Source organism: Rhizobium sp. TH135, assembly GCF_002855515.1.
Taxonomy (GTDB): Bacteria; Pseudomonadota; Alphaproteobacteria; order Rhizobiales; family Rhizobiaceae; genus Allorhizobium.
This window is the reverse complement of the sequence record NZ_PKRP01000007.1, coordinates 14252-39585: the sequence shown is the minus strand read 5'-3', so window position 1 is coordinate 39585 and position 25334 is coordinate 14252. Positions and strand designations below refer to the sequence as shown.

23 protein-coding genes are annotated in these 25334 nt (G+C 61.9%); 9 read left to right on the top strand and 14 right to left on the bottom strand.

Features of this window, described 5'->3' with window-relative positions; all coding sequences use genetic code 11:
* Positions 1–59: 59 nt before the first annotated feature.
* Entirely contained in the window at positions 60–452 is a 393-nt protein-coding gene (locus C0V73_RS19960; RefSeq protein WP_102021778.1) for a response regulator, read from the top strand.
* 13 nt (positions 453–465) lie between these two features.
* Here the strand turns inward: C0V73_RS19960 and C0V73_RS19955 are convergent, their stop codons facing one another.
* On the bottom strand, positions 466–1086 hold the full coding sequence (locus C0V73_RS19955; protein ID WP_102021777.1) for a riboflavin synthase subunit alpha: 621 nt from the start codon (positions 1084–1086) through the stop codon (positions 466–468).
* 236 nt (positions 1087–1322) lie between these two features.
* On the opposite strand from C0V73_RS19955, the gene C0V73_RS19950 reads away from it, so the two are divergent.
* The 4 genes from C0V73_RS19950 (at position 1323) to C0V73_RS19935 (ending at position 4995) form a co-directional block, all read left to right on the top strand.
* The gene (locus C0V73_RS19950; RefSeq protein WP_102021776.1) at positions 1323–2252 is read left to right on the top strand and encodes a 1-phosphofructokinase family hexose kinase; all 930 of its coding nucleotides are present in this window, start codon (positions 1323–1325) and stop codon (positions 2250–2252) included.
* Between the two features lie 148 nt (positions 2253–2400).
* Positions 2401–3579 carry a tonB-system energizer ExbB gene (exbB, locus tag C0V73_RS19945; protein ID WP_102021775.1) on the top strand — a complete coding sequence of 393 codons (1179 nt, stop codon included), beginning with the start codon at positions 2401–2403 and terminating at the stop codon, positions 3577–3579.
* A 4-nt stretch (positions 3580–3583) separates the two neighbouring features.
* Entirely contained in the window at positions 3584–4069 is a 486-nt protein-coding gene (exbD, locus tag C0V73_RS19940; RefSeq protein ID WP_102021774.1) for a TonB system transport protein ExbD, read from the top strand.
* A complete protein-coding gene (locus C0V73_RS19935; protein ID WP_102021773.1) occupies positions 4066–4995 on the top strand; it encodes an energy transducer TonB in 930 nt (309 codons plus the stop codon). The genes exbD and C0V73_RS19935 overlap by 4 nt, the downstream gene beginning before the upstream one ends.
* A 55-nt stretch (positions 4996–5050) precedes the next feature.
* On the opposite strand, the gene C0V73_RS19930 is transcribed toward C0V73_RS19935, so the two are convergent.
* Positions 5051–6592: an aldehyde dehydrogenase family protein gene (locus tag C0V73_RS19930; RefSeq protein WP_102021772.1), complete on the bottom strand. Its 1542-nt coding sequence runs from the start codon at positions 6590–6592 to the stop codon at positions 5051–5053.
* A 38-nt stretch (positions 6593–6630) separates the two neighbouring features.
* A complete protein-coding gene (locus tag C0V73_RS19925) occupies positions 6631–7914 on the bottom strand; it encodes an FAD-binding oxidoreductase (protein ID WP_102021771.1) in 1284 nt (427 codons plus the stop codon).
* A gap of 159 nt (positions 7915–8073) precedes the next feature.
* On the opposite strand from C0V73_RS19925, the gene C0V73_RS19920 reads away from it, so the two are divergent.
* Positions 8074–8967, top strand: a complete 894-nt coding sequence (locus C0V73_RS19920; protein WP_102021770.1) for a LysR family transcriptional regulator — start codon at positions 8074–8076, stop codon at positions 8965–8967.
* A gap of 10 nt (positions 8968–8977) precedes the next feature.
* Here the strand turns inward: C0V73_RS19920 and C0V73_RS19915 are convergent, their stop codons facing one another.
* From C0V73_RS19915 to purU, 3 genes are all read right to left on the bottom strand, one after another.
* Positions 8978–9385, bottom strand: a complete 408-nt coding sequence (locus C0V73_RS19915; protein WP_102021769.1) for a DUF3307 domain-containing protein — start codon at positions 9383–9385, stop codon at positions 8978–8980.
* 160 nt (positions 9386–9545) lie between these two features.
* Complete coding sequence (locus C0V73_RS19910) at positions 9546–12473, bottom strand: aminotransferase (protein WP_102021768.1); 2928 nt, start codon at positions 12471–12473, stop codon at positions 9546–9548.
* Positions 12474–12589: 116 nt separating this feature from the next.
* Positions 12590–13474: a formyltetrahydrofolate deformylase gene (gene purU, locus C0V73_RS19905; protein ID WP_102021767.1), complete on the bottom strand. Its 885-nt coding sequence runs from the start codon at positions 13472–13474 to the stop codon at positions 12590–12592.
* A 345-nt stretch (positions 13475–13819) separates the two neighbouring features.
* On the opposite strand from purU, the gene C0V73_RS19900 reads away from it, so the two are divergent.
* Together C0V73_RS19900 and C0V73_RS19895 are read left to right on the top strand one after the other, a co-directional pair.
* Positions 13820–15004, top strand: coding sequence for a glycosyltransferase family 4 protein (locus tag C0V73_RS19900; protein WP_102021766.1), 1185 nt, complete (start codon positions 13820–13822; stop codon positions 15002–15004).
* The gene (locus tag C0V73_RS19895; protein WP_102021765.1) at positions 15004–16125 is read left to right on the top strand and encodes a hypothetical protein; all 1122 of its coding nucleotides are present in this window, start codon (positions 15004–15006) and stop codon (positions 16123–16125) included. The genes C0V73_RS19900 and C0V73_RS19895 overlap by 1 nt, the downstream gene beginning before the upstream one ends.
* A gap of 33 nt (positions 16126–16158) precedes the next feature.
* Here C0V73_RS19895 and C0V73_RS19890 read toward each other — a convergent pair whose 3' ends face one another.
* From C0V73_RS19890 to epmA, 7 genes are all read right to left on the bottom strand, one after another.
* Positions 16159–18627 carry a glycoside hydrolase family 2 protein gene (locus C0V73_RS19890; RefSeq protein ID WP_102021764.1) on the bottom strand — a complete coding sequence of 823 codons (2469 nt, stop codon included), beginning with the start codon at positions 18625–18627 and terminating at the stop codon, positions 16159–16161.
* A 10-nt stretch (positions 18628–18637) separates the two neighbouring features.
* Complete coding sequence (locus tag C0V73_RS19885) at positions 18638–19603, bottom strand: DUF1839 family protein (protein ID WP_102021763.1); 966 nt, start codon at positions 19601–19603, stop codon at positions 18638–18640.
* Positions 19604–19610: 7 nt separating this feature from the next.
* Entirely contained in the window at positions 19611–20519 is a 909-nt protein-coding gene (locus C0V73_RS19880) for an amino acid--[acyl-carrier-protein] ligase (RefSeq protein ID WP_102021762.1), read from the bottom strand.
* 4 nt (positions 20520–20523) lie between these two features.
* Positions 20524–21705: an acyl-CoA dehydrogenase family protein gene (locus C0V73_RS19875; protein WP_102021761.1), complete on the bottom strand. Its 1182-nt coding sequence runs from the start codon at positions 21703–21705 to the stop codon at positions 20524–20526.
* Positions 21705–21956: an acyl carrier protein gene (locus C0V73_RS19870; protein WP_102021760.1), complete on the bottom strand. Its 252-nt coding sequence runs from the start codon at positions 21954–21956 to the stop codon at positions 21705–21707. Before C0V73_RS19870 ends, C0V73_RS19875 begins: the two co-directional genes overlap by 1 nt.
* Positions 21957–22116: 160 nt before the next feature.
* Positions 22117–23163, bottom strand: coding sequence for a lysine-2,3-aminomutase-like protein (locus C0V73_RS19865; RefSeq protein ID WP_102021759.1), 1047 nt, complete (start codon positions 23161–23163; stop codon positions 22117–22119).
* On the bottom strand, positions 23156–24223 hold the full coding sequence (gene epmA, locus C0V73_RS19860) for an EF-P lysine aminoacylase EpmA (protein WP_102021984.1): 1068 nt from the start codon (positions 24221–24223) through the stop codon (positions 23156–23158). Before epmA ends, C0V73_RS19865 begins: the two co-directional genes overlap by 8 nt.
* A gap of 137 nt (positions 24224–24360) precedes the next feature.
* Here epmA and efp point away from each other — a divergent pair, with 137 nt between their 5' ends.
* Positions 24361–24930 (top strand): elongation factor P, encoded by a 570-nt coding sequence (gene efp, locus C0V73_RS19855; RefSeq protein ID WP_054148625.1) that lies wholly within the window; start codon positions 24361–24363, stop codon positions 24928–24930.
* A gap of 152 nt (positions 24931–25082) precedes the next feature.
* Here the strand turns inward: efp and C0V73_RS19850 are convergent, their stop codons facing one another.
* Positions 25083–25313 (bottom strand): YdcH family protein, encoded by a 231-nt coding sequence (locus tag C0V73_RS19850; RefSeq protein ID WP_102021758.1) that lies wholly within the window; start codon positions 25311–25313, stop codon positions 25083–25085.
* Between the last annotated feature and the right edge of the window lie 21 nt (positions 25314–25334).

The following is a 25334-nucleotide window of genomic DNA, read 5'->3' as shown; positions in this document are numbered from 1 at the left end:
TTAAGAAAATCTGAACAAACCCCGGTTGAGGGCGTTGAGGTCGCAAAGGGAGTGCGAACATGAGACCAGGACAGGCTCTAGCGATCGATACTATCCTCATCGTCGAGGACGACGTCTTCATTTCCATGGATGCAGCCGACGCTGTTGCGCGGGCCGGCGTCAACGTCATCACGACGGAAACCGTTCGGGATGCGCTGGAGATACTCGAAACGGAACACATCTCCGGTGCGATCCTTGACTTCAAGGTTCGTGACGGTGACGTTACACCCATCGTGCAGCGGCTGCGCCGCAGCGGTATTCCGTTCCGGATCGTCTCAGGCTCAGCGATCCGGGAGATTGAAGAGAATGGTATCCCGCAGGCGCTTTGCGCGCCGAAGCCCGCAGATTACCGCCAGGTGTTGGTTGCCCTGATGAAAGACGTGCCGCAGCTCGGGTCACATAGCCGCCATTGAGCGGAAGCCTAGACTAGCTGCGCTTTGACATCAGCCGCTCGAGCGTACGCTCGACAACATCCACCATGACCATGGTTTGATGGTCGACTTCGATATTGAGGGCGTCACCGGCCTTGTAACGGGGGAAAGTTGTCTGGCGGAGTGTCTCGGGGATGAGGTTGATGGTGAAAGTATCATCTTCAGCCTCTGCGACCGTCAGGCTCGCGCCGTTTACGGCGAGATAGCCGCGCTTGAAGACATATTTCGCCCATTCTTCCGGCACTCGAAAGCGAATGAATGCGCCAGGCATCTCCATCTTCGCTGCCACGAGTTCGGCTGTTGTCGCGATGTGACCGGCAATATTGTGCCCGCCGTTTTCATCGGTCGGCTTGGCCGAACGTTCGATATTGACGGCATCTCCCGTTTTGATCGTCCCGAGATTGGTGCGCTCCAGTGTCGCGTCCATGGCGTCGAACGTGACCGTGTTGTCGGTCATCGAGGTGACAGACAGGCATACGCCTTCGACCGAAACGCTGGCGCCGATTTGCAAATCCACCATCAGCCGTTCGGGAAGCTCTATGAAGAACGTGGTATAGCCGTCGTGGCGAACGACGGATTTGATCGGGGCGACGGTCTGCACGATGCCGGTATACATGGCTGCTTATTTCTTTCCTCGGTGGACGCGCAGCGAAGGTAATGTCTCGGGAGCCAAAGACAATCCCCGGACTGCGATCTCAGTGTTCAGCTTTTCGCACATGCGGTGAAAGCGCGCCCGTCCTGATCGAGAACGTGCGCCTAACGACCGGGTTGCGGCTGCATGCCTGCACGTCCTAGATCTGTCGCATCGATATTGCAGTATTCAAATCTCCTCTTCAGCGACTGGTTCATGCGATGACAAAAATCCTCTGCCTCGCGCTCAATCCTGCAATCGATATCTCCAGCGATGCAGAGGTGGTGCGCCATACGCACAAGACCCGGACACACAACCAGCAACAGTTCCCTGGCGGCGGTGGCATCAATGTTGCCCGCGTCATCGCCACGCTGGGCGGGACATGCGAGCTGATGTTCCTTTCGGGTGGCGCGACGGGGGAGCTTCTGGAGGCGATGTTGAAGCCTCTGCCGATCGTGGAACGGACATTCAAGATTCACGATCCCGTTCGCGTCGCCTACGCGGTTCACGAGACCTCGACCAATCTCGAATATCGCTTCGTGCCGGAAGGCCCCTTGGTGACCGAGGCGGAACTTGCTCCTGTGTTCGAGGCGATTGCGGCGAGCGATGCGGACTATGTCGTCGCAAGCGGCAGCCTGCCGCGCGGCGCCCCCGATGACACCTATGTGCGATTGGCGGATATCGTGACGCAGAAGGGCGCGCGCTTCGTTCTCGACACATCCGGCCCCCCGCTTGCAGAGGCTTTGTCTCGATCGAAGATGTTTCTCGTTAAGCCGAGCCTCGGAGAGTTCGAGGCCTTCCTCGGGCGCAAGCTGTCGCACGAAGAAGTGGGGGCGGCCGCCCAGGCCCATGTTCGGACGGGCGCTGCGCAGTATATCGCGGTCACGCTTGGCGGCGATGGTGCCGTGCTTGCGTCGGCCGACCGGATCATCCGCCTGCCTGCCATCGACGTGCCGGTCAATTCGGCCACCGGTGCCGGAGACAGTTTCGTGGCCGGCATGGTCTGGTCGCTCGCCGAGGGGGTCGAGATCGAGGAGGCCTTCCGCTTCGGCCAGGCTGCCGGTGCGGCAGCGGTCATGACGCCGGGGACCGAGCTTTGCCGACGTCAGGACGTGACCGAACTCTACGAGCGGGAACGACAGCGCGGTTGATGCTCGCTGCTCGATAACGGTTGCGGGAAAACCGCGCGCTGGTTGTTTTTATTACTTGTCACGATTAATCAAGTTTTATATGGGGAAGGCAGCGTGCTGGTGCGGCTACGGCGCCAGGTTTTCATCATCAGTTTACAAGGAGCTCCCAATGTCGCTCACTCATTCGGGACCTTCGCTCAAGCGATTTGGCGTTCTGCTTCCCCTTCTTCTCGGGGCTTCCCTTGCTTTTGCCCAGCAGTCGGCGCCGACTGCGACGGAGCCTCGTGTTGTTCCTGCCCAGCCTGCTCCGGCGGTTGCGCCTTCGCAATCTGCCTCTCCCGTTCAGGCGCCTGCCGTTGCTTCACAGCCGACCACATCGACGGCTCCGGTTGCAACCTCCCCGGCATCGCCTGCGACTTCCGCTGCGCCCGCTGATCCGGTTGTGAACCAGCCGGCAGCCGTCGAGGCTCAGGCCGCACCTGCCAGCACGCAGGCCCCTGCCGCGCCGAGCACGCCTGCTGTGGCTCCGGCTGCGGCGACCCCGGTTGAACCTGTCAATGATGCCGCCCCGGTCGAGCCGGTGTCGCCTCTCGCTCAGGAAGCGCCCGAAGCTGCAGACAAAGTCATGCCGCATGATCTTTCGCCGGAAGGCATGTTCATGGCCGCCGACTGGGTGGTCAAATCCGTCATGATCATGCTGGCGCTCGCCTCGGTCCTGACCTGGACCGTGTGGCTTGCCAAGTCCCTGCAGCTTTTCGGCGCACGAGCCCGTGCCAAGCGCGGGCTGAAGGCCGTCACCCAGGCGCGCCAGTTGCGCGATGCTCTGCAATCGCTTGAAAACCGTGGTGGCGTCGTGGCGACCATGGTGCGCGCCGCCCAGCACGAGATGAGCCTGTCGGATGCCGCGATCGATCAGGTCGGTGGCGACGGCGTGAAGGAGCGTGTGGCTTCGGCGCTTGCCCGTATCGAGGCAAGGGCGGGTCGCCAGATGTCGAACGGCACCGGTGTGCTCGCCAGCATTGGCTCGACGGCGCCCTTCGTCGGCTTGTTCGGCACCGTCTGGGGCATCATGAACTCCTTTATCGGCATCGCTGAGACACAGACGACCAATCTCGCCGTCGTTGCCCCCGGCATTGCCGAGGCGCTACTAGCCACCGCTGTGGGCCTCGTGGCCGCCATTCCTGCTGTGATCATCTACAACGTGTTCGCCCGCTCGGTGACCGGATACCGCCAGCTGCTGGCCGATGCCGGTGCTGGCATCGAACGACTGGTGAGCCGCGATCTCGACTTCCGCAAGAGTGCCCGGGTCGCCCAGGCGACCAAGGCTATGTCGATGGCGGCGGAGTGAGCAGATGGCCGGCGGTATCAGGGAAAACGGTTCGGGCGACGATCTCGTCGAGAACCACGAGATTAACGTAACGCCATTCATCGACGTGATGCTGGTGCTGCTGATCATCTTCATGGTCGCTGCCCCGCTCTCGACGGTCGATGTGAATGTCGATCTGCCGGCGTCTACGGCAAAGCCCGCCGAGCGTCCGGACGAGCCGGTCTACGTGACGCTGAAGGAGGACATGAGCCTCTCTCTCGGCAATGACACCGTGCCCCGCGAGGCGCTCGGTATGTCACTCGACCGGATGACCGAAGGCAACAAGGACGCGCGCATCTTCCTGCGTGCGGACAAGACCGTCGACTATGGCAAGTTCATGGAGGTCATGAACCTGCTGCGGGACGCCGGCTATCTGAAAATCGCTCTCGTCGGGCTGGAGACCGTGCCTGCGGCATCGTCACCGGCAGACGCGGCTGCCGCGCCGGCGGCTGGCGTGGAGACCGCGCCATGATCGAGCCCCGCTCCACGAGGCGTGTCGTCGGCGAGGGGCTATTGTGGACCACGGCCGGCCTCCTGATTGCGACCGCGCATGCGGGAGCCGTGGCGGTTCTCCTTCGCGAACCGGAGATGGTGATCGCCGACAGCGGGCCGCCACCGGCGATCATGATCGAGCTTGCGCCAGAGCCCGAAGCCGCGATCACCGAAGAGAACGAGATCTCCACGGAGCAGGTCGACTCCGAAGAGGTGAAGACTGCAACCAGCGAGCCGTTGCCGGAGCCGATTCCGGAGCCGGTCGAGCAGCCCTTGCCTGAACCTCCGCCACCGGAGCCCGAGCCGGAGCCTGAGGTGGCAGAAGCCCTTCCGGAGCCGCCGCCGCTGATCGAACCGGAGCCTCTTCCGGAACCCGTGCCGGAAATCGATCCGATCGAGCAGATGGTGTTGGCCGAACTTGAAAACGTCGAGGTTCCGATCCCGATGATGCGTCCGCCGGTGCCCAAGCCGGAGGTCGAGAAGAAGAAAGAACCCGCGCCCAAGAAGGTGGTGAAGAAGCAGGTCCAGCCGCCAGCAACGCAGGCGGCTCGGACTGCCAAGGCGGAGGTTGCCCAGTCGAACCGCAATGCGGCGGCTGCAGCGGCCAATGGGTCCGGACGCAGTGTCTCGCCTGCAAAATGGCAGTCGCGTTTGATGTCACATCTGGAGCGCCGCAAGCGCTATCCGAGTGCGGCGCGCAGCAATCGGGAAGAGGGGACCGTCTATGTGCGGTTCCGGATCGATGATTCCGGCAATGTGCTGTCGGTATCGCTGTCGCGGTCCTCGGGCTATCCAACGCTCGACAGCGCCGTGCTCGACATGGTGCGGGCAGCTTCCCCGGTTCCGGCGCCGCCGGAGGGTGTCAACAAGACGATTACTGCCCCGGTGCGGTTCAACCTTCGCTGAGTGGCAGCCATAGAATTAGAAAAGGCCGGCGGGATGACCGCCGGCCTTTGTGTTTTTAGTCGATGTCGAACTTGACGCCCTGGGCGAGCGGCAGGGTGCGACCGTAGTTCACGGTGTTGGTCTGGCGGCGCATATAAGCCTTCCAGCTGTCCGAGCCGGATTCACGGCCACCGCCGGTTTCCTTCTCGCCACCGAAGGCGCCACCAATTTCCGCACCCGACGGGCCGATATTGACGTTGGCGATGCCGCAATCCGAACCACGGTCTGAGACGAAGGCTTCGGCTTCGCGGATGTCGTTGGTGAAGATCGACGAGGAGAGGCCCTGTGGAACGTCGTTGTTCAACGCCAGTGCATCGTCGAAGTTTGCATACTTGATGACGTAGAGGATCGGCGCGAAGGTTTCCTCGACGACCGGACCGCACTGTTCCGGCATCTCGACGAGAGCCGGACGGACGTAATAGGCCTCAGCGGACTCATCGGTGCGAACGCGGTCGCCACCGTGCACCTTGCCGCCATTGGCCTTGGCCGCCTCAAGCGCGTGCTGCATGCGCTCGTAGGAGCCCTTGTCGATCAGTGGTCCGATCAGATTGCCGGCTTCGAGCGGGTTGCCGATGGTGACAGAGCCATAGGCCTTAACGAGGCGCGGCACCAGCGTGTCGTAAACGCTCTCGTGGACGAAGAGGCGACGCAGCGTCGTGCAGCGCTGGCCGGCAGTGCCCATGGCCGAGAAGGCGACGCCGCGCAGTGTCAGGTCGAGATCGGCGGTCGGACCGACGATGGCGGCATTGTTGCCGCCAAGCTCGAGGATAGAGCGGCCGAAGCGCGAGGCGACACGCGGGCCGACCGCGCGACCCATGGCGGTCGAGCCGGTCGCCGAGATCAGCGGGACCTTTGGGTGATCGACGAGGATCTCGCCGATGTCACGGCCGCCGATCAGCAGCGTCGCGAGATTGGCCGGGGCCTTGCCGCCTTGCGCGTTGTAACGCTTCACGGCCTTTTCGAAGATCGCATGGGTGGCGATGGCGGTGAGCGGGGTCTTCTCCGACGGCTTCCAGATCGTCGAGTTGCCGCAGACAAGTGCCAGCGCCGCATTCCAGGACCAGACGGCGACGGGGAAGTTGAAGGCCGAGATGATGCCGGTGACGCCGAGCGGGTGCCAGGTTTCCATCATGCGGTGTTCGGCGCGCTCAGTGGCGATCGTCAGGCCGTAAAGCTGGCGCGACAGGCCGACGGCGAAATCGCAGATGTCGATCATTTCCTGGACTTCGCCAAGGCCTTCCGAGGTGATCTTGCCGACTTCGATGGAGACGAGGCGGCCGAGCTCGGTCTTGGCTGCACGCAGCTCTTCGCCGAGCAGACGGATCAGTTCGCCACGCTGCGGGGCCGGTACGAGGCGCCATTCGAGGAAGGCCTTGTGGGCCTCGTCGATCGCCTTGCGGGTGTCGTCAGCAGAGATTTCGGCGACGGCTGCGATGGTTTCGCCGTTGATTGGCGACCGTACCGAAAGCGTGCCGCCGGTCAGCGCCTTGGCGTCGACACCGAAGCTTGCCATCAGCGATGCCGTTTCGGCGGAGAATTTGAGAGTGGCGAGGGTCATGGTGGTCCTTCCGTCAGGTCTACCTGGTTCTTGTTCGTTCAAAATCGTGCGCCGGCCAGATGCGCCACCTGGGCGCCGGCCTCGTACCATGCTTCCTTCAGGGTGCGGAAGGCCGGTGCGTGGGGATCGGTGAGGGGCAGGGGCAGTTCTTCCTCTGTCATCTGGCCGAGGATGTGGCTCGCGATCGTCTTGCCGAAGACAGTGCCCGGAGAGATGCCGCGGCCGTTATAGCCGGAGAAGCCGATGACGCCGGGCGCAAACTTGTGAAAGCGCGGGAGCGCATTCGTCGTCATGCCGATCTGGCCGTACCACTCGCTTTCGAAGGCGATGTCGCCGATCTGCGGGAAGATCGCTTTCAGTGCGCGTTGGGCCCAGGCGCGATGGATCCCAAGGCCTGCGCCGCGCAGGGCGCCGACGCTGCCAAAGACCATTCGGCCGGCCTTGTCCATGCGGAAGGAGGAGAGAATCTCCTTCGTATCCCAGCAGCCCTGACGCTCCGTCAGTATCGACTTACGCAGGTTGTCGCTGAGGGGTGTGGTCGCAAAATTGAAGTAGGGGAGATGGACCTGCTCTTCGCGCACGGCAGCAAAGGGGCCATGGCTATAGGCATCGGTTGCGACGACGATCCATTGGGCATCCACGGTGCCGTTCGCAGTGGTGACCCGCCAGCCTTCTGCTGTCTTGTCATAGGCTTCGACCGGGCTTGCCGTATGTAGCACCGCTCCGGCCTTCTGTGCTGCATGCGCAAGGCCACGGGCATAGGCGAGCGGCTGCAGCGTGCCGGCACGGCGGTCGAGAAGTGCGCCTTGGTAGGCGCGCGTGGAAATCTTGTGCTCGGTCTCCGCCTCGTCGAGCAGTTCGACCGGCGCGCCGCGACGCTGCCACTGTTCGGCGCGTGCCTCGATTTCCTTGCGGCCTGCCGTGCCCACAGCGCAATGGAGCGTGCCGGAGCGTTCGAGTTCGCATTCGATCCCGTGCCGGTCGATCAGATCCATGACCGTGCGTGGCCCGTTGCCGAGCAGATCGAGCAGGCGCTCGCCATAGACCGGGCCGAGTTCACCGGGAAGATCGTCGGGCATCACCCACATGCCGGCATTGATCAGGCCGACATTGCGGCCCGCGCCGCCGAAGCCGATCTCCTTGGCTTCCAACAGAATGACGCTGGTGCCCGCTTCCGCCAGATGGAGTGCTGCGGAAAGCCCGGTGTAGCCGCCACCGACAATCACGACATCTGCCTTTGCCGCACCCTGCAGAGGTGTTGTCTGCGGGGCAGCAGGGGCCGTCTTTTCCCAAAGTCCGTGGGAGCGAGGATCGTTCAGCATGGTGGGGCCCCGGGCTCTCAATGGTTCCAAGGCCGGCAGTCCGGACATGGGTCCTGTCCGATATCATTCCGCCTCGTACTGTCTTGTGATTTCTAGAGGACCGTTCTACCCCATTCCAGCGATAAATTCTCAAGAGATCATTCCGAAAAGGCATGACTAATGCTACCGGCGCGTCGCTTTCTTCCGTCGCTTTCCCTGCTGACCGCCTTCGAGGCCGCAGCCCGGACGGGCAGCATCACGGCTGCTGCCCGTGAGCTTGACCTCACCCAGAGTGCTGTCAGTCGCCAGATCAAGGCGCTTGAGAACCAACTCGGGGTCGAACTCTTCCTGCGCGAGAGGCAGACCATACGGTTGACGGTCGCTGGCGACAGCTATGCACGCGAGATCCGGGAGGCGCTCCGGCGCATTTCGAGCGCATCGCTCAATCTGCGGGCCAATCCGCATGGTGGAACGTTGAACCTCGCAATCCTGCCGACCTTCGGTGCGCGCTGGCTTGCGCCGCGCCTGGGGCAGTTTCTTGCAGCCAATCCCGGGATCACGATCAACCTCGTGACGCGGCTGTCTCCCTTCGACTTTCGCCTGGATTCGATCGATGCCGCGATCCATTTCGGTGATGCCGTCTGGCCGGGTGCGGAGCTGACACTGCTGATGCAGGAGGAAACGGTTCCCGCCTGCAGTCCGGAGTTCAAGCGCGCGCATGGGATCGAGGTGCCGTCAGACCTGCTTCATGTGCCGCTTCTGCATCTAACGACACGTCCCGACGCCTGGGAGCGATGGTTCACAGAGACTGGGGTCGCGTTCGAAAGCGTGCATGGCATGCTGTTCGACCAGTTCGCCACGGCCTCACAGGCGGCGATCGGCGGCCTGGGTGTCGCGCTCCTGCCGACGTTTCTCATCCAGGAGGAGCTCAAACGCGGCGAGCTCGTTCCGGCAGTGAACAAGCCCATGCCGAGTGCTCAGCGCTACTATCTTGCTTTCCCGCGTGAACGGGCGGCCTATCCGCCGCTTGTTGCGTTTCGCGAATGGATCGTCCGCGAGTTGTCGCGGACGTGAAACCTCTCGATCAAGCGCCGCTTGCTGCCGCGGCAATCCAGACTGCGAAGGCCAGATGGGTCAGGTGATGGAGGGTCTGGTCTACCCCGAGGAGCCACCAATAGGCAGCCTGCTCGACCTTGAAGCGGAAGCGATGCTGGATCTGCGTCTTGCTCTTGTCGATCAGGCCGTGGACGATCAGGTCGACCAGAGCCAGCCACGCCATCTGCGGCGCGAGGAGCAATGCGATCAGAAGCGTGCCGACGGCATGCACCGCGATGTGGGCGAGAAGGGGCGCAAACCAGCCCTCGACGCGCTCCTTGCCCTTTGCCATCCAGCCGGTCTGCAGAAGAAAGTCAGCCGCCAGGTGCTTGATGATGAACAGAGCTACGGCCCAGATCAACAGCTGGGTGGAGATTTGCTCCGGCAGGATGGGCATGGGTATTCCTTCGGCTTACTTTTGTCCGAAGATAGACCACTCTTGAAAACCCTGTGAAGCCGCCATTTAGTCTACCCAGATTTGGGCTTTGCGTTTCCTTTACGTGATGGCGCGTTTTCGCGACCATCTGTTAGGCAGATGGTAGTGCCTGGAAAGCTCATCACCAGCCGTCGGAAAGTACCTTTTCCAGCATTTCCGCGAAGAAGTCCGCGCTTTCCGGCGTCAGGCACAGCGGCGGCTTTATTTTCAAAACGTTAAGATGATCGCCTGTCGGTTGCATGATGACGCCGAGATCAAGCAGCCGGTCGCAGATCGCGGCCGTTTCCTCGGTTGCTGGCTCCAGCGTTTCTCGGTCGCGGACGAATTCCAGGCCAAGATAAAGGCCCATGCCGTGGACGGCTCCGACAATCGGAAAGCGTTGACCGAGCGCTTCGAGGCGGGCCTTGAGGTAATCGCCAACATCCCGGGCATTCGCTTGCAGGTTTTCGTCGCGCATGATGTCGAGGACCGTCATGCCGACGACACAGCTGACGGGGCTGCCGCCGGAGGATGAGAAGAAATAGCCCTCCTTCTCCAGGCTGTCGGCGATCTCACGGCGGGTGATCACGGCGCCCAGCGGCTGGCCGTTGCCCATGCCTTTGGCGACCGTGATGATGTCGGGAACGACTCCCTGCTGTTCGAAGCCCCAGAAATGGTGACCGAGGCGCCCATAGCCGACCTGCACCTCATCTGCGATGCAAAGGCCGCCGCGTTCGCGCACCAGGGCGTAGACCTCTTGAAGGTAGCCAGGAGGCAGGGGAATGCCGCCGGCATTGCCGTAGACGCTTTCGGCGATGAAGCCGCCGAGATGCAGGCCACGTGCCTCCATCTCCGCGATCTTCTCGGCAACCGCCTGAACATAGCCTTCGGTCGCGCCGTCACCGCGATACTGGCCGCGATAGGTGTTCGGCGAGAGCACCGGGTGAACCCAATCGGGGCGCGTCTCCAGCGCGCGTGGATTGTCTGCGAGCGACGTGGAGACCGCGTCGCTTGCGACCGTCCAGCCGTGATAGGCTTCCAGGAGGCTCAGGATATTGCGGTGGCCGCTATGGGCCCAGGCGAGACGCAGAGCCAGGTCCACGGCTTCCGAGCCTGAATTTACCAGAAACACCGTGTCCAGGCCTTCCGGTGCCAGAGAGGCGAGCCGGTCGGAGAACTCGGCGACCGCTGCGTAATGGAAACGCGAATTGGTGTTGAGCATGCCCCATTGGCGCCCGACTGCTTCCGCGAGGCGCGGATTGCCATGACCGAGGATCGTGACGTTGTTGACCATGTCCAGATAGGCGCGGCCCTTGACGTCGAAGAGGTGTTCCTTCCAGCCGCGCTCGATCTGCGGCGGATCGGCGTAGTAGTTTTTTTGGGGCTTGGCGAAGCTCTTGTGGCGACGTGCCAGAAGGCTTTCGCTCTCCGGTGCTGGGGCATCGATGCCGACGCCGAGCAGGCGGGAAGGCGACGGGCAGATCCGTCGCCAGATGGCGCTTTGCTGCGGTTTGGCAAAGAGCGGGGGAACCAGATCCGGATCGCGGCAAAGCTGGATGCGCAGGCCTCCGACGCCGCCAGCGGCCCCGGCAACGGCGCCAATCGCATCGCCGGCGTTGATGCTCGCTCCGTCCTCCAGGCTGCAGTCTATGCCATCGAGATGCAGGCAGAGATCAGGCGTGGAGAGGATCAGGTGATGGCCGTCGAGCATGATGGTTGCATCGAAGGGTGCGAATGCCTCCGTGCCTCCCGGCAGGCAGACGTCGATGTGAAGCGCGAAGGTTGCAGGCGGCGTCTGCGACAGAGGCTTGGTATAGGACAATCGATGCTCGCCGTAGCGGGTCGAAGCAATGCCGGTCTCCATCGCGGCGCGGGCGAGAAGTTTCCAGTCGATCTCCTGATCGGCCCAGCTGTCGCGCGGCAGATCCGGACTTGTCACCGTGAGGTCGGTCAGCCGGAAGTCCGCCGGGTTCAACGATGGCAGAAGAGCATACGAGACCGTGACGTCCGGTACTTCGGGAAGTGCGCCCGCAGCCTCGAGAATAGCGGCTTCCATCAGCGGGTAGGGCACCGACGTCGCGACCTCGAAGATCATTCGCTCGTGGTCGATATTGCCCAGAACATAGTCGTTGTCCGGATCGATCGAGAGCTGCTGCTCGCTGCTGGCGACGAGAACGCCGGCCCTTGCGACAATCAGGGGCCAGAGTGCCTTCAGCTCCGCCTGGTTCAACGGGTAGCGTGCGTGGAATGCCTTGACGGCGGGCAGGATGAAGAAGGGGTCGCCATCGGCATGATGGAGCAGGGCGGCACAGGTGACAGCGAGGTCTGCCACCAGCCAGCCATAGAGGACATCGCCAAAGTCGATGACGCCATCCGGCATGAGGCGCCGCGAGGCATTGGGCGTCGCCACAACATTGTCGTCGGTGATGTCGTGGTGGATCGCCTGCATGCGAAGTTCGGACGCAAGCGGCTGGAGGCGCTTTACAGCCATGATCATGGCCTTGGCGATCCGGTCGCGCTGCTTCTGGTCCGTCACGGATTTGAGGAGATGCAGGGCGACGGGGCCAGCGCGGCGCAGATCCCATTGTAGATCGCGTTCCAGGCCTGCGTGACGGAAGTCCTTCAGTCCGGTTGCGACGCGCGCAACAATGTCGCCGAATGCGGCGACGACGTCCGGCGCGAGATATTTCTGACGCGTGAGCGGCTGGCCGTCGAGGTAGGAGAGCAGCCGGATCCAGTAGTATTCCTCGCCGAGCTCGATCTGCGGAATGTATTCACCCGTGAGGGCGGGGATCGGTTCGGGAATGCGCAAGCCGATATCGAGATTGCGCAGATGGTCCATCGCGCGGTTCTGCGCATCCAGTTCGTGCTGCGGATAGTCGGCGCGCGTTACCTTCAGGACGAGGCGCTCGTTGCCGGTATCGATGAGGAAATTGCGATCCTGCTGGCTGCCGAGTTCCCGGATCTCGCCGGTAAAGCCATAGAAGTCGTTGAAGATGATCTTGGCATCTGCCAGCGAGACGTTCGGGCGCGGCAGTTCTGTGCGCTGGAGCAGAGCCGAGTCGGCCATACATTTCCTCCCAGGGGAATCATGACGGGAGATTAGCAGAGCGCTGCTTGGCGTCTATCCCGCAGAACCGTTGGAGGAAAAGACAAAGGGCGCCGTTTCCGACGCCCCTGCGATCCTTAGCCCATGCGCTCGGAGGCGTAGGAGCCCGGGCTTGCCGGGAAGACGACCGTACGGTTGCCGTTGATGAATGTTCGATGGTGGATATGGGCGTGGATGGCCCGCGCCAGCACCTGGCTCTCCACGTCGCGGCCAATCGAGACGTAATCGTCTGCCGACTGCGCATGGGTGATGCGGGCGACGTCCTGCTCGATGATCGGGCCTTCGTCGAGATCGGCGGTGACGTAATGGGCCGTCGCACCGATCAGCTTTACGCCGCGCTCGAAGGCCTGCTTGTAGGGGTTCGCGCCCTTGAAAGAGGGCAGGAACGAGTGGTGGATGTTGATGATCTTGCCGGACATCTTCTGGCACATCTGATCGGACAGGATCTGCATGTAGCGGGCAAGCACGATCAGCTCGGTGCCGGTCTGCTCGACTAGGTCCATGATCCGAGCTTCGGCTTCAATCTTGTTCGCCTTGGTGACCGGGATGTGGTGGAAAGGAATGTCGTGGTTCACGACGACCTTCTGATAGTCGAAGTGGTTGGAGACGACACCGACGATCTCGATCGGCAGCGCGCCGATCTTCCAGCGGTAGAGCAGATCGTTCAGGCAGTGGCCGAAGCGCGAGACCATCAACAGCACCTTCATGCGCTTGGCGGCGTCATGCAGGTTCCAGTTCATGCCGAACTTCTCGGCGACGGGCAGGAAACCCTTCTCAAGCTTGGCTTCATTGGCGCCTTCCTCCGAGATGAAGGAGACGCGCATGAAGAACTGGCCGGTGTGGAGGTCGTCGAACTGGGAGCTATCGACGATGTTGCAGCCCTGCTCGGCAAGATAACCCGAGATCGCAGCGACGATGCCGCGGGTCGACTGGCAGGATACGGTCAATACATAGCTCGTCATCGGTTCTCTCATCTCCTCGGCGTGGCGCGGGCGCCGTGTCTCTAGCGCATGTCCGGCACGATCGGAAGCGTGCAGCATCGCTGATTGTTATCGTCCTCCAAAGGCGAACGGCTTTCGTCGGTGCGAGCCCCTTCCTTTGCGATGGCCAGAGATTAGGGCAGGAAAAGCAAAACCTCGTTCCCATTGCGTCTTTCGAAGGCGCATCTTCGCCGTCGCCATGTGGCCGGTGCAGAAAACTTCAGGCGTGTCCTCAGGCCAGAACGGGTGTGAAAACGTGACCTTAACGGTTTTCCGTTAGGCAGAGCGCATGAAATCGACCGTTGCTACCCAGAATGAAGGTGCGGCATGGAAAGCATGAACGCGTCACGGCCGAGGAGCGTCCCAGGGTTCGGCAGGGGAACGCGGATCGTGCAGATCGTGCGTCAATACACGCCGAGCCGGGGTGGGCTGGAAGACGTCGTGTCCAATCTGAGCCGATCACTGGTCGATCGCGGTTTCGCGGTGCGGGTGGTAACGCTCGACCGGTTGTTTCAGGCGCCTGAAGTCGCCTTGCCTACGTCCGAGATCATCGACGGTGTGGAGGTGGTGCGTATTCCCTGGCGTGGCAGCAGCCGGTATCCGGTTGCGCCCGAGGTGTTTCGCCACATTGCCGATGCGGATCTCGTGCATGTGCATGGGATCGACTTCTTCTACGATGCCCTCGCCTGGTCGCGTCCGTTTCACCGCAAGCCGCTTGTCGCCACCACGCATGGCGGCTTTTTTCATACGAAGAATTACGCTGCGATCAAGAAGCTCTGGTTCGGCACGGCAACGCGTGCCTCGGGATGGGGATACGACGCGCTCGTATGTTGCAGCCAGTCTGATCTGCGGATGTTCGAGCCGATTGCCGGAGCTAAAGTGCGCCTGATCGAAAACGGCGTGGATATCGGGAAATTTGCAGGGCTCGCCAGCGAAGCGCCGATGCGCCGGATGGTGACGATCGGTCGGTTCTCCGTGAACAAACGGCTCGACCGGCTGATCGAGACCATGGCTGCTCTCAGAGACTTGGCGCCTGGCTGGCAGCTCGACATTGTCGGCTCTCCTTCCGATCAGACGGAAGCAGATCTTCGGGGGGCGATTGCGGCACGGGGGCTTGAAAACGTCATCCGTCTGCATGTCGGCATTAGCAATAATGACGTGCGCAAAGTCCTGGCACAGTCGTCTCTTTTCGTCTCGGCCTCGGAGTACGAGGGGTTCGGCCTCGTCGCCGTCGAAGCGATGAGTGCCGGGCTGGTGCCTGTGCTTCACGGCAACGAAGCCTATCAAGCACTCGCTGCCCGACATCAGGGCCTCGTTGTCACCGATTTCTCCCGACCCGACCTTGCTGCTTCTGCTATCGAAGCGGCGTTCCAGCGCCTCTCAAGCTCTGCTGCGCTTCGATCGCAGATGATTTCGGGAGCGTCCCAGCACGGGTGGGACGGGGTCTGTGATCAGCATGTTGCTCTTTATCGCGAGGTTCTCGGACCGCGGCTGCAGGAGGCGTTTGCGTGATGAAATCCTCGTCCAAGCGGATACTGGTCGTTTCCGGCCATCACTTCGCTGATGCGCCTCGCCGCGTCGACCTTCATTTCATGTCGGATCAGTTGCGCGCGGAAGGTGCCGCCGTCGATTTCCTGATCTGCCGTCTCAGCCCGATCAGCCGCTTCATTCGTGATGGCCGCTACAAGCATGCCCTGACGCGCCCCATCAACACCTGGTTTCGCCTTGACGAGCGGCTCGAGGAGTTCGTCTGGTTTGCGCCGTTTCACCCGGTCAACCTGCGCTTCGGCTGGCTCAACGCGGTGGTCTCGCCGATCTACAGGCGATACGGGCATTTTCTGCCGAAGGCAGTCATCGATCGCCTGTCAGACTATTCCCACATCGTCATCGAAAGCGGGCCTTCACCGCTGCTGACGCGGTATCTTCGCCAGCATGCGCCAAAAGCCAAGTTCATCTACCATGCCGCGGATCGGCTGGAGACGATCCGGGTGCATCCCTGCGTGATCGAAGAGCTGAACAGGACGCTACCGCTCTATGACCGGATCCGGATCATGGCGGAGGCCATGCGTGGCGATTTCGCCTCCCAGGATCGTGTCGTCTTCGTGCCCCACGGGATCAGCAAGACGCTGTTCGATGAGGCTGCCGTCAGTCCCTATCAGGGTGATCGTCACGCCATCAGCGTCGGTGACATGATGTTCGACGCCGGGCTCATCGAGACTCTGGCTGTCGCCAATCCGGACTGGACCTTCCATCTCTTCGGGAAAAAGGCGCAGCCGCTGCAGCCCCGGGGCAATATCGTGGTGCATGGAGAAGTTTCATTCGGGACGATCGTCCCCTTCATCAAGTTCGCCGATGTCGGGATTGCGCCTTATCGGCCGGGCGCCGGCGCGGACTATCTCAGTCAGTCCAGCCTGAAGATGATACAGTACAGCTACTGCCATTTGCCGATCGTGGCGCCGCGTTTTGCAGCCGCCGGTCGCGATAATGTGTGTGCCTACGAACCCGATGATCCGACCTCAATGCGGGAAGCCTTCGAACGCGCGAAGGTTATGGACCACTTCTCTATCGATACGTCCGACATTCTGACGTGGGAAGAAGTGGTCGCACAGCTTTTCCACGCTACCGACACTTGATTACACCCAAATCACCGAGGCTGCACCGCTCGCTCAAGACAAGGTCTGGATCGAGCGGCTGCCGAGATGGCGGAGTGTGCCTTCAGGCCGTCGGGACTGATCGGCACCCTCGCGCGGGTAGAGCCTGATCCGTTTCGTGCGTCCGGTCGCCAGGTGGAACCAGTCGTCCTCGGGGCGGAAATGCTCGAAATCGAGGTGCACGGATTGGGCAAACTGGTTCGTCGTCAGGCCAATCCACCAAACGCCATCGATCCTGTGGAGTTCGTGTTCGATGCGGGCGGCATGCTTCGCCGCAGGGCGGCCCAGCGGAAAATGGAATGCTTCCGATACGACCGATCCTTCGCTGTCGATCAATCTTGCCACCGTCACGTCGTGTGATGGTGGGCCAAAGCGATAGGCATAGGTCGTGTCGAAAAATGCACTGAACAGGTCGGTGGCTGGGATGAGATGGGCAGATCGGCCGTCCAGTGACATCGCCCGGCTTGCCGATATCACCGGCTGAGCGCCGTCGCGCAGGCAGGCAATTTCGAGCGTCACGCTTCGACTTGCTGCGGTCTCGTTGATGACGTGGATATCAAGCCCATTCGTTCCTTCATCCGTCAGGAGCACCTGGATCGGGCGGAAGGCCCGCTTCAAGGCATACCAGACGGATTTCGGCTCTCGCGTTGCATCGATCACGCCCCAGCCGGGGCCGGCCTGAAGGTCCTGGAAAGTCCAGGTGATCGCGCCGCGGCAGGATGATCCAGTCCTGCGCCATTCGGCATAGGTCTCGGTGACGACCTCCGCCGTCGTGGCACGGGCGTGGTCGAGATAGGCGGCCGGATCTTCTCGGCGCAGTCGCGCGGGTTCGACGGCATAGAGTTCGCCGAGATAGTGGTCTCGCACATCCTCGAAGTCCCAGGACGCGCCGCGATCACGGGGAACCCGCGCCTTCCATCTGGGATCATGCACCGGGGATACCGGCAGGTGAGCGTCGAGAGTGCGCTGCTGCGGAACATGCGCAAAGGCAAGGCACTCGGCGGCAAAGCGGACATTGGCGCGTCGGGCGTCTTCGAGGGGGCGTTGGTAGGCGCCGACGCCGTAGTAGTGGGTGACACCCTCATTCGGAGCGAATGGCATGCTGCCGCCATAGGGTGAGTTCGGGACGTAGGCCACGTCCGGGCGGTAGTCCTTGACGAGCTGAGCCAACGTCTCGGTGAAGAACGCGCCTTTCCAGATGCGGTCCGGAAGCCCCAGCATGGCACCCTGCTGGAAGACTTCGCTGCCTCCAGCGACAACGACCAGCGAGGGGTGGCCCTGAAGCTCGCCGAGGAGGCTTGCCACTTCGGTCTTTGCGCGCGTGGCGAAGAACTCGTCGGCGAAGGGATAATCGAAATTCGCAAACATCAGGTCCTGCCAGACCATGATGCCCAGTTGGTCGCAAAGACGGAAGAAGTCGGCGCTCTCATAGGTCATGGTTCCGCCGACGCGGATCATGTTCATGTTGGCTTCGGCGGCCAAAGCGAGCCAAGGCGCATAGGCTTCGGCGGAGCCCGACAGTGGCAGAAGGTCGGCGCTGGTCCAGACGGAGCCGCGGCAGAAGACCGGCACGCCGTTGACCTTCAGCCCGAAACCCTTGCCGTCTTCGTCGTGGTCCACCTCGATCCGTCGAAAGCCGACAAGTTTGAGGGGGTGGATGCGTCCATCTATCGCCAGCGTCACATCGTGGAGTGTCGGCTCGCCATGGGTTCTTGGCCACCAAGCGGCCACGGCAGGCAGTTCAAGTCGCGCCGTCATGCGCCCGTCTGGCTTCCGCTCGAGCTGGGCCGTGCGGCCGCAGCAGAGGATCGCCATCTCAGCGCCCGTCAGTTCCTGCAGTTCAACCGTCAGGTGTCCGGTGCCGAAATCGTCGAGATCGGCTTTAATGCGCAGACCGGAGACCGCGTCGCGCGACGGACGAATGAGAGAAATCGGCCGGTAGGGGCCAACGGGATGGATCTCGGGACACCAGCCCGGCATGCGGCCGAGCAGGGTGGTGCGCACGAGACGCAGTCCCTGATGATCCATCATCTGTGGGCGCCAGCGTGCCCTTGGGCCCTTCTGGTCAAGATGGGGCTGTAACGCGCGAAAACAGATCGCCAATTCGTCTTCGCCTGAGAGCTCGAGCGCGAGATCGAGGGGTTCGAACATGCTGACGCTTGCGTGCCGCAATGCGCCGTTGACGAAGACGTCTGCGATGGTCGCCAGACCTTGGAAGCGCAGGATTGCAGAGCCGGGCGTCTCCCCTGCCAGAGAGCGAAGATACCAGACATCCTTGTCATGCAGGGGGCTTGGATTGGCGGGATCGTAAAGGCTCGCATCGGTCAGTGCACCGGCTGCCGTTCCGGGCACGGAAGCGCGAATGTGGAATGCAGTGCGGGGAAGATCTGATGGGACAGCGTAACGCCCCGCCTCCGTCACCATGAGGGTCCAGCCGTGCTCCAGAGGACGTGTATCCGCCCCCAGATAGATTGTCCCCGTCATGTGTCAGTCCTCACGTCAGCCTCTGGCCCAGATCATCCATCAGCCGCTCCCAGGCCGCAATGGCCGGATCAAGGGCCGTTGCCAGCGGATCGAATTTCTTGCGGGTCACCGCGCGGGCAAGCTGAAACTGAACCGTCTTGGCGCATTCGCTGATCTTAAGCGCTTCGGCAATGGCGTTCCCATGCGCTTTCTCGTCCAGCCAGGCAAGGTGGCTTGCCAGCAGTTCGAAATTGGCGCCGAACTGGCGCAGCGTGTTGAAGGCGTATTTGTGGAAATAGCCAAAGGGGCGTTCGGCGACCGCCTCGACCTGTTTCGGGAATACGGAAGCGAATTCGGCGATCGGATTGTCGTCGGGTCGGCGCGTGAAATGTCGGCGCAGAAGAGCGGTCGCCGTTGTCCGTTGGTGAGCGCTCGAGGACTGTGTCTTCGGGAATTTGGCGAATTCGGTGTAGGGGAGAAAGGGCAGGGTGCCTTCAGGAAGATTGCGCTGGAAGACGCCGTCGAAATCCTCTCCCTCAAGGCGGAAGAAGCCGCCGTTGTGGAAATAATCCATGACGCGGTTCGCGATGTCGAGCCGATTGATGCCGACGGTCGTCTTGCCGTGCTCCTGCCGGTAGCCGACACCTTGCGTATCGGGCATGAAGTGGCTGTCCATCTCGACGAGGCAGAGGCGGCCACGAGCAATCTGCGCGGAGACGTGGCTCTCGACCGTGTCGAAGATGGCAAGCTCGGTCACCCTGATGTCGTAGAGCTCTTCGAGATCCTCTAGCGGCACCTTGAAGAAGGTGAACTGGTCACCTTCGAAATCCTGGGTCAGCGTGAAGCCGAGCATGGCTTCCGGGGTAAAGCCTGCTGCGGCCAGTACCTCGATCCAGAGATCCACATAGCAATTGGTTTCCGGCCACATGCGCTCCTGATTGTGGAGCGCATGGGAAGCGTAGGTTTCCGGATCGAGGCCGGGGAAGACCGATGTCATTGCGGGTTCAGCCCCAGAGCGTCTTGCGCACGGCTTCCGGCCAGGCTGCAACATCCAGACCATGCTGTGCGAAAAGCGCCAGCGCGATGCGCTCCAGGCCGAAGCCGACGCAGGCTGTGTGCGCCACGGAGCCGTCGGCGAGCGAGAGGCCCCATTTCTGGCCGAAGGCGTCCTGGTGGTAGTTGAAGCTCATGCAGGCGGTCTTGTTGGTCTGCGAGGTGACCGGGATGAGCAGCTCGAACTTCAGGTTCTGGTCGCGCTGGTTGTTGGCAAGCAGCTTTCCGGCGCGGCCGAAGAAGGGGTCGTTGGCGACGTCGATCTCGACGTCGAGGCCGATCGACTTCATCATCTCCACGCCGCGATCCATCCAAGTCTGGCGGAAGGTCGTGACGTGGGCTTCGGTGCCCATGCAGACATATTCGCGCATCCGGAACAGTTGCTGACGGGCCGGATCCTTGGACGGCTCGTGGCGGAAGCAATAGGACTGGAGGTCGAAGAGTCCGCCATCCATGGAGATCGGGCCGCGCTTGGCGACGGTCGGATAGAGCGGGTAGCAGGCGGCTGGGGTCAGCGCGATATCGGTCGCCTTCTGCTCCTTCGTCCAATCCTTGCCCTCTTCCATGCACTGGAGCAGGCTCATGTGGTCATGGTCGTTGCCGCAGAAGGAATGGACGGTGCCGGCGAGCTGCGGGAAGCTCTTCATGTAGCCGCTCTTTTCGAAATAGGCGCGGTTCATGCCGGGCGGGAAGCGTATCGCTTCTGCGCCATCGGCGCCGCCGATCTTGTCGATCAGGCGCTCAAAGGCGGCGATGACGTCTTCGAACTGACCGCTGCGGCCATAGAGGCCATCGACGCCCGTGTCGATGAGAAGGCCGCTCTCGAAGAGGCGGTCCAGAAAGCTCACCTGCATATCCATTTGGTTACCCCAACAATCCGGTTTCTTGCTTGTGCACGAGCAGCATGGTCGACGTGTTGCCGAGAATGCGGTCGTTGGAAATCATCAGTTCGGCGGAATGCGCATCCCGCAGATGGCGGCCGAGGCTGTAGGGCGTGCCGTTCTTGTAGCCCATGATGCCGCAGATCCTGAGCGCCTGATGGATGACCGGCAGGACCATCTCGGAGGAGGCGATCTTGACGTTGTTCATCGCCACCGCAAAGCCCATGGAGGATAGACGGTCGGGATCTTTCAGGGCCTGCTCGTAGGAGGTGAGACCCGACTGGATGTTGGAGCGGATCACCTGAAGCTGGCTCGACATCTCGGCTAGCTGAATAAGGCCTGGAGGCTGGGTGCCCGGCGCCTTGCGGGCGGCAGCGCGGATGAAAGTCTGGGCCTTGGTGAAGGCATCCACGGCGATGCCATACCAGAGCGCGCTCCAGAGCAGATGGGAACTCGCCAGCATGGACTGGGCGGCAATCTCGGCGAAGGGCTTGGGCAGGATCTGTTCTGCAGGCGCCTCGCCCTTGAACAGGAAGCCATCGGAGCAGGTGCCTCGCATGCCGAGCGTATCCCAGACATGGGTCTGTTCGAGCGTGTACTGATCTTTCAGGAAAACCGTCATCACCTGATCGGTCGGCGGGGCGTCCTTGTGGGCGCGTGATGTGATCAGGATGGCGTCGGCGTGTTTGCCGTAGGAAATGACGGTCGCGTCCTTCTCCAGCTGGCAGTGATTGCCTTGAACTTCGATGGCGCAGATCGAATTGCGCAGGTTTCCGCCGATGCCGCCTTCGGTGGTGGCTGATCCCAGCAGGAATTGGTCCGCGCAGATCCGGTGCATGAAGTCGCGGTGCCAGGACGCCTCAGTGCCATGGGAGACGAGGCTCGAGACCTTGATCTGGTGCATGGCGAAGATCATCGCGCTTGCAGCGCAGCCCTGGGCCATGATGGTGCAGAGTTCGGCGATCTCCGAGGTGGAGCGACCTTCGCCGCCGCAATCGACGGGGATCTGGATCCCCATCAGTCGCTCAGCCTTCATGGCATCCACGGCTTCTTTCGGAAAGCGCCCAGCCTTGTCGACGTCGTCTGCATGCATCGCGGCGATTGCCGCGACGCGTGAGGCGCGCGCCTTCAGCCTCTTGTCCATCGATGTGGAGGAGAGGTCCATCAGGCGACCTTTCTGTCCCCGACGATGGTCGCGACCGTCGCCTCGATGGCGGCAATGCTGGCAAAGGACTTGCGGTTCAGGAGGTGGTCCGGAAACTCCATATCGAAGGCTTCTTCGAGGCCCAGCATCAGCTGGACAGAGGCGAAGGACGACAGGCCGGCTGCATAAAGATCAGCTTCGTCTGCAAGCGTCTCGACGGCGACGGGGAGGCCACCAAGTTTGGCCAGCAACGTGCGAATGGTTTCGTTCATCGTTTTCCCTCCGATCGGACGTTCGAAATCTATTGAGCGATTTCTTACAGAGGAAAGACAAAGTTTCCGCTAAGCGTTTCGGTAAAATCAGAATGAACGGGCTGCATGAGCCGGCGCAAAGGAGCCGGTTTTCGCCGTTTCGGCTGCAATCGGGGTCGAGTTAGCCCTCGTAGACGTGTTCTTTGCCGTGGCGGTCGAGCACGATGTATCGATTTGGTTCAACTTGGCGCAGGCTATCCGTACCGATCTCAACCTTGCCATGGCCGCCCGGCAGGTCGAGGATGTAGTGCGGAATGCAGAGGCCGGAGAGCTTGGTGCGCAGGTCTCGCATTATGGCCTGGCCCTCGGCGATGGTGAGCCGGAAATGCCCGGTGCCGGGCGCCATGTCGGGATGGTGGAGATAGTAGGGCTTTACGCCGATCTCGACAAAGCCCCGCATGAGATCCGCAAGCGTATCAGCATTGTCGTTGACACCTTTCAGCAGAACGCTCTGACTGACCAGGTGCACGCCAGCTGCGACCAGACGGGTGCATGCCTCACGAACCTCTGGCGTGAGTTCGCGCGCATGGTTCACATGCAGTGCGAGATAGAGCGTCTTGCCGCCGGTCTGCAGGGCCTCGGTCAAGGCTTCGGAGATGCGCGCCGGATCGACGGCCGGAACTCGCGTGTGGATGCGAACGATCCGGACATGGGCGATCGTCGCCAGCTCCTGCATGACCGCGCGCAGGCGTCGTGGCGAGAGGATCAGCGGATCGCCGCCTGTGAAGATCACTTCCCAGATCCGCTCGTCGGCGCGGATGTAATCGAGTGCCGCCTTCAAGGCATCGGAAGATAGGTTGCCGTCGCCCTGCGGCCCGACCATTTCGCGGCGGAAGCAGAAACGACAATAGACCGGACAGGTATGCACGAGCTTGAGCAGGACGCGGTCGGGATAGCGGTGCACGATGCCCTCGACCGGAGAATGCGGATGGTCGCCGATGGGGTCTGCTCGTTCGTCGGGATGTTCGACAAGTTCGGCGGCCGTCGGCACATATTGGGCGGCGATCGGATCGTGAGGATCGGTGGGATCAATCAAAGCCTGAACGGTCGGCGTCAATGCAATGGCGTAACGCTCGGCGACTGCATCAAGCTGCATTGCCTCAGCCGCCGTAACAAGGCCTTTGGACAGGAGGCCGCTGACACTGCGCAGGGTGGTCGCCTCAGCCAAGATGCGTCTCCGCGACCGGCGCCCAGATCACCTGGTCGATCCTCAATGCGCCGGTTGCCAGCATCACGAGGCGGTCAAAGCCAAGCGCGATCCCTGATGCTTCCGGCATGGCTTGCAAGGCTTCGAGGAAATCCTCGTCGAGCGGATAGGTTTCGCCGTAAACACGCTGCTTCTCCGCCATTTCTGCATCGAAGCGGCGGCGCTGTTCGGCCGGGTCCGTCAGTTCGCCGAAGGCATTGGCGAGCTCGACACCGCAGGCATAAACCTCGAAGCGTTCTGCCACGCGCGGATCGTCGGCGCAGGGGCGTGCAAGGGCGGCCTCTGCGACCGGGTATCGGTCGAGAATGGTGACGCGGCCGTTGCCGAGGTTCGGTTCGACCTTCTCCACAATGACGCGGCTGAAGAGATCCGCCCATGTATCGTCATCGGCTACTCGGATGCCGGCAGCCTGCACCTGCTTCAGCAGTGCATTTCGGTCCGTGCTGCCATCTGCGCCAATGGTGGCCAACAGGTCGATGCCGGCGTGGCGGGCGAAGGCATCGGCCACCGAGATGCGTTCCGGTTCCGCGAATGGGTCAACGGTCTTGCCGCCAAAGGCAAATTGCTGCGTGCCCGCAGTCCGCGCAGCGAGCGCGATCAGATCGGCGCAGTCCTGCATCAGCCGTTCATAGCTCGCGCCGACGCGATACCATTCCAGCATGGTGAATTCTGGATGGTGCAAGGGGCCGCGTTCCCGATTGCGATAGACATGGGCGAAACACGTGATTTTGGTCTCACCGGCAGCCAGCAGTTTCTTGCAGGCGAATTCCGGCGATGTGTGCAGGTAAAGAGGCACCGCTGATCCATCGTGGCCGATCGCTTCGGTTTGGAAGGCATGCAGATGGGCTTCATTGCCAGGTGAAACCTGCAGGGTCGCAGTGTCGACCTCCACGAAGTCGTCACCGGCGAAATGCGCCCGGAAAGCGGCCTGGATCCGATTGCGGCCGATCAGGAAAGGGCGACGGTCCGCATGCACGGAAGCGCGCCACCACGGAGGGGATGATCGGCGGCTGTCAATCATGCCGGAATCTCGGTCCATTTCTCAACACGGGCTGGCTATTTTACCGGATTTGGGTTAGTTGCGCCCGAGAAATTCATAGAGGTCCGTCGGGACCGCCGTCCTTTACGACGGGTCTTACGCAGATACAAGGAATTCCAATGGTCAAGATTATCGCCTCGTCCGTGCGCAAGGGCAATGTCATCGACGTGGACGGCAAGCTCTACGTCGTGCTGACTGCCGAAAACTTCCACCCGGGCAAGGGCACGCCGGTCACCCAGGTCAACATGCGCCGCATCGTCGATGGCGTGAAGGTTTCGGAACGCTGGCGCACGACCGAGCAGGTCGAGCGGGCCTTCGTTGAAGACGTGAACCACCAGTTCCTCTACGAGGACGGCGAAGGCTTCCACTTCATGAACCCTGAGAACTACGACCAGGTCGTCGTCGATGTCGAAACCATGGGCGACCAGAAGGCCTATCTGCAGGAAGGCATGGTCTGCATCCTGTCCATGCACGAAGGCGTCGCACTTGCCATCCAGCTGCCGCGTCACGTGACGCTCGAGATCGTCGAGACCGAGCCGGTCGTCAAGGGCCAGACGGCATCGTCGTCTTACAAGCCGGCGATCCTGTCGAACGGTATCCGCACCATGGTGCCGCCGCATGTCGACGCCGGCATCCGCGTCGTCATCGCGACCGAAGACAATTCCTACGTCGAGCGCGCCAAGAACTAAGAGCTGTAGCTTGACCGATACCAAAAGCCCGGCGTGGATCACGCCGGGCTTTTTTGTTTGCTCGTCATTTCCCCTAATGCCGGCGGGGCGCAGGGTGCCCCGCCGGCCGTTCTCGCCGGTCACGCTTGCGCCATCACGGAGCGCTTACGTGATCAGCGTCCGGCGAGAATGGGACTGCCGAAGTTCGATGCCTTGGGCCGGGCGGCAGTTGTCTTCATGGCATCGCCCCGCTCGAGCAACATGATCTGCTCCTTCAAGTGCAGCTTGATCTTCTTCAAGGCGCGGACCCTGATACCATCAGGCTGCGGACGGCGCTGTTCCTCGTCAATCTTGGCGGCGACGATCGAATGGCGGGCTCTCAGGGCTTTGAGCAGTTGCTTCATGGCGATCTCCTTTCGTGCCTC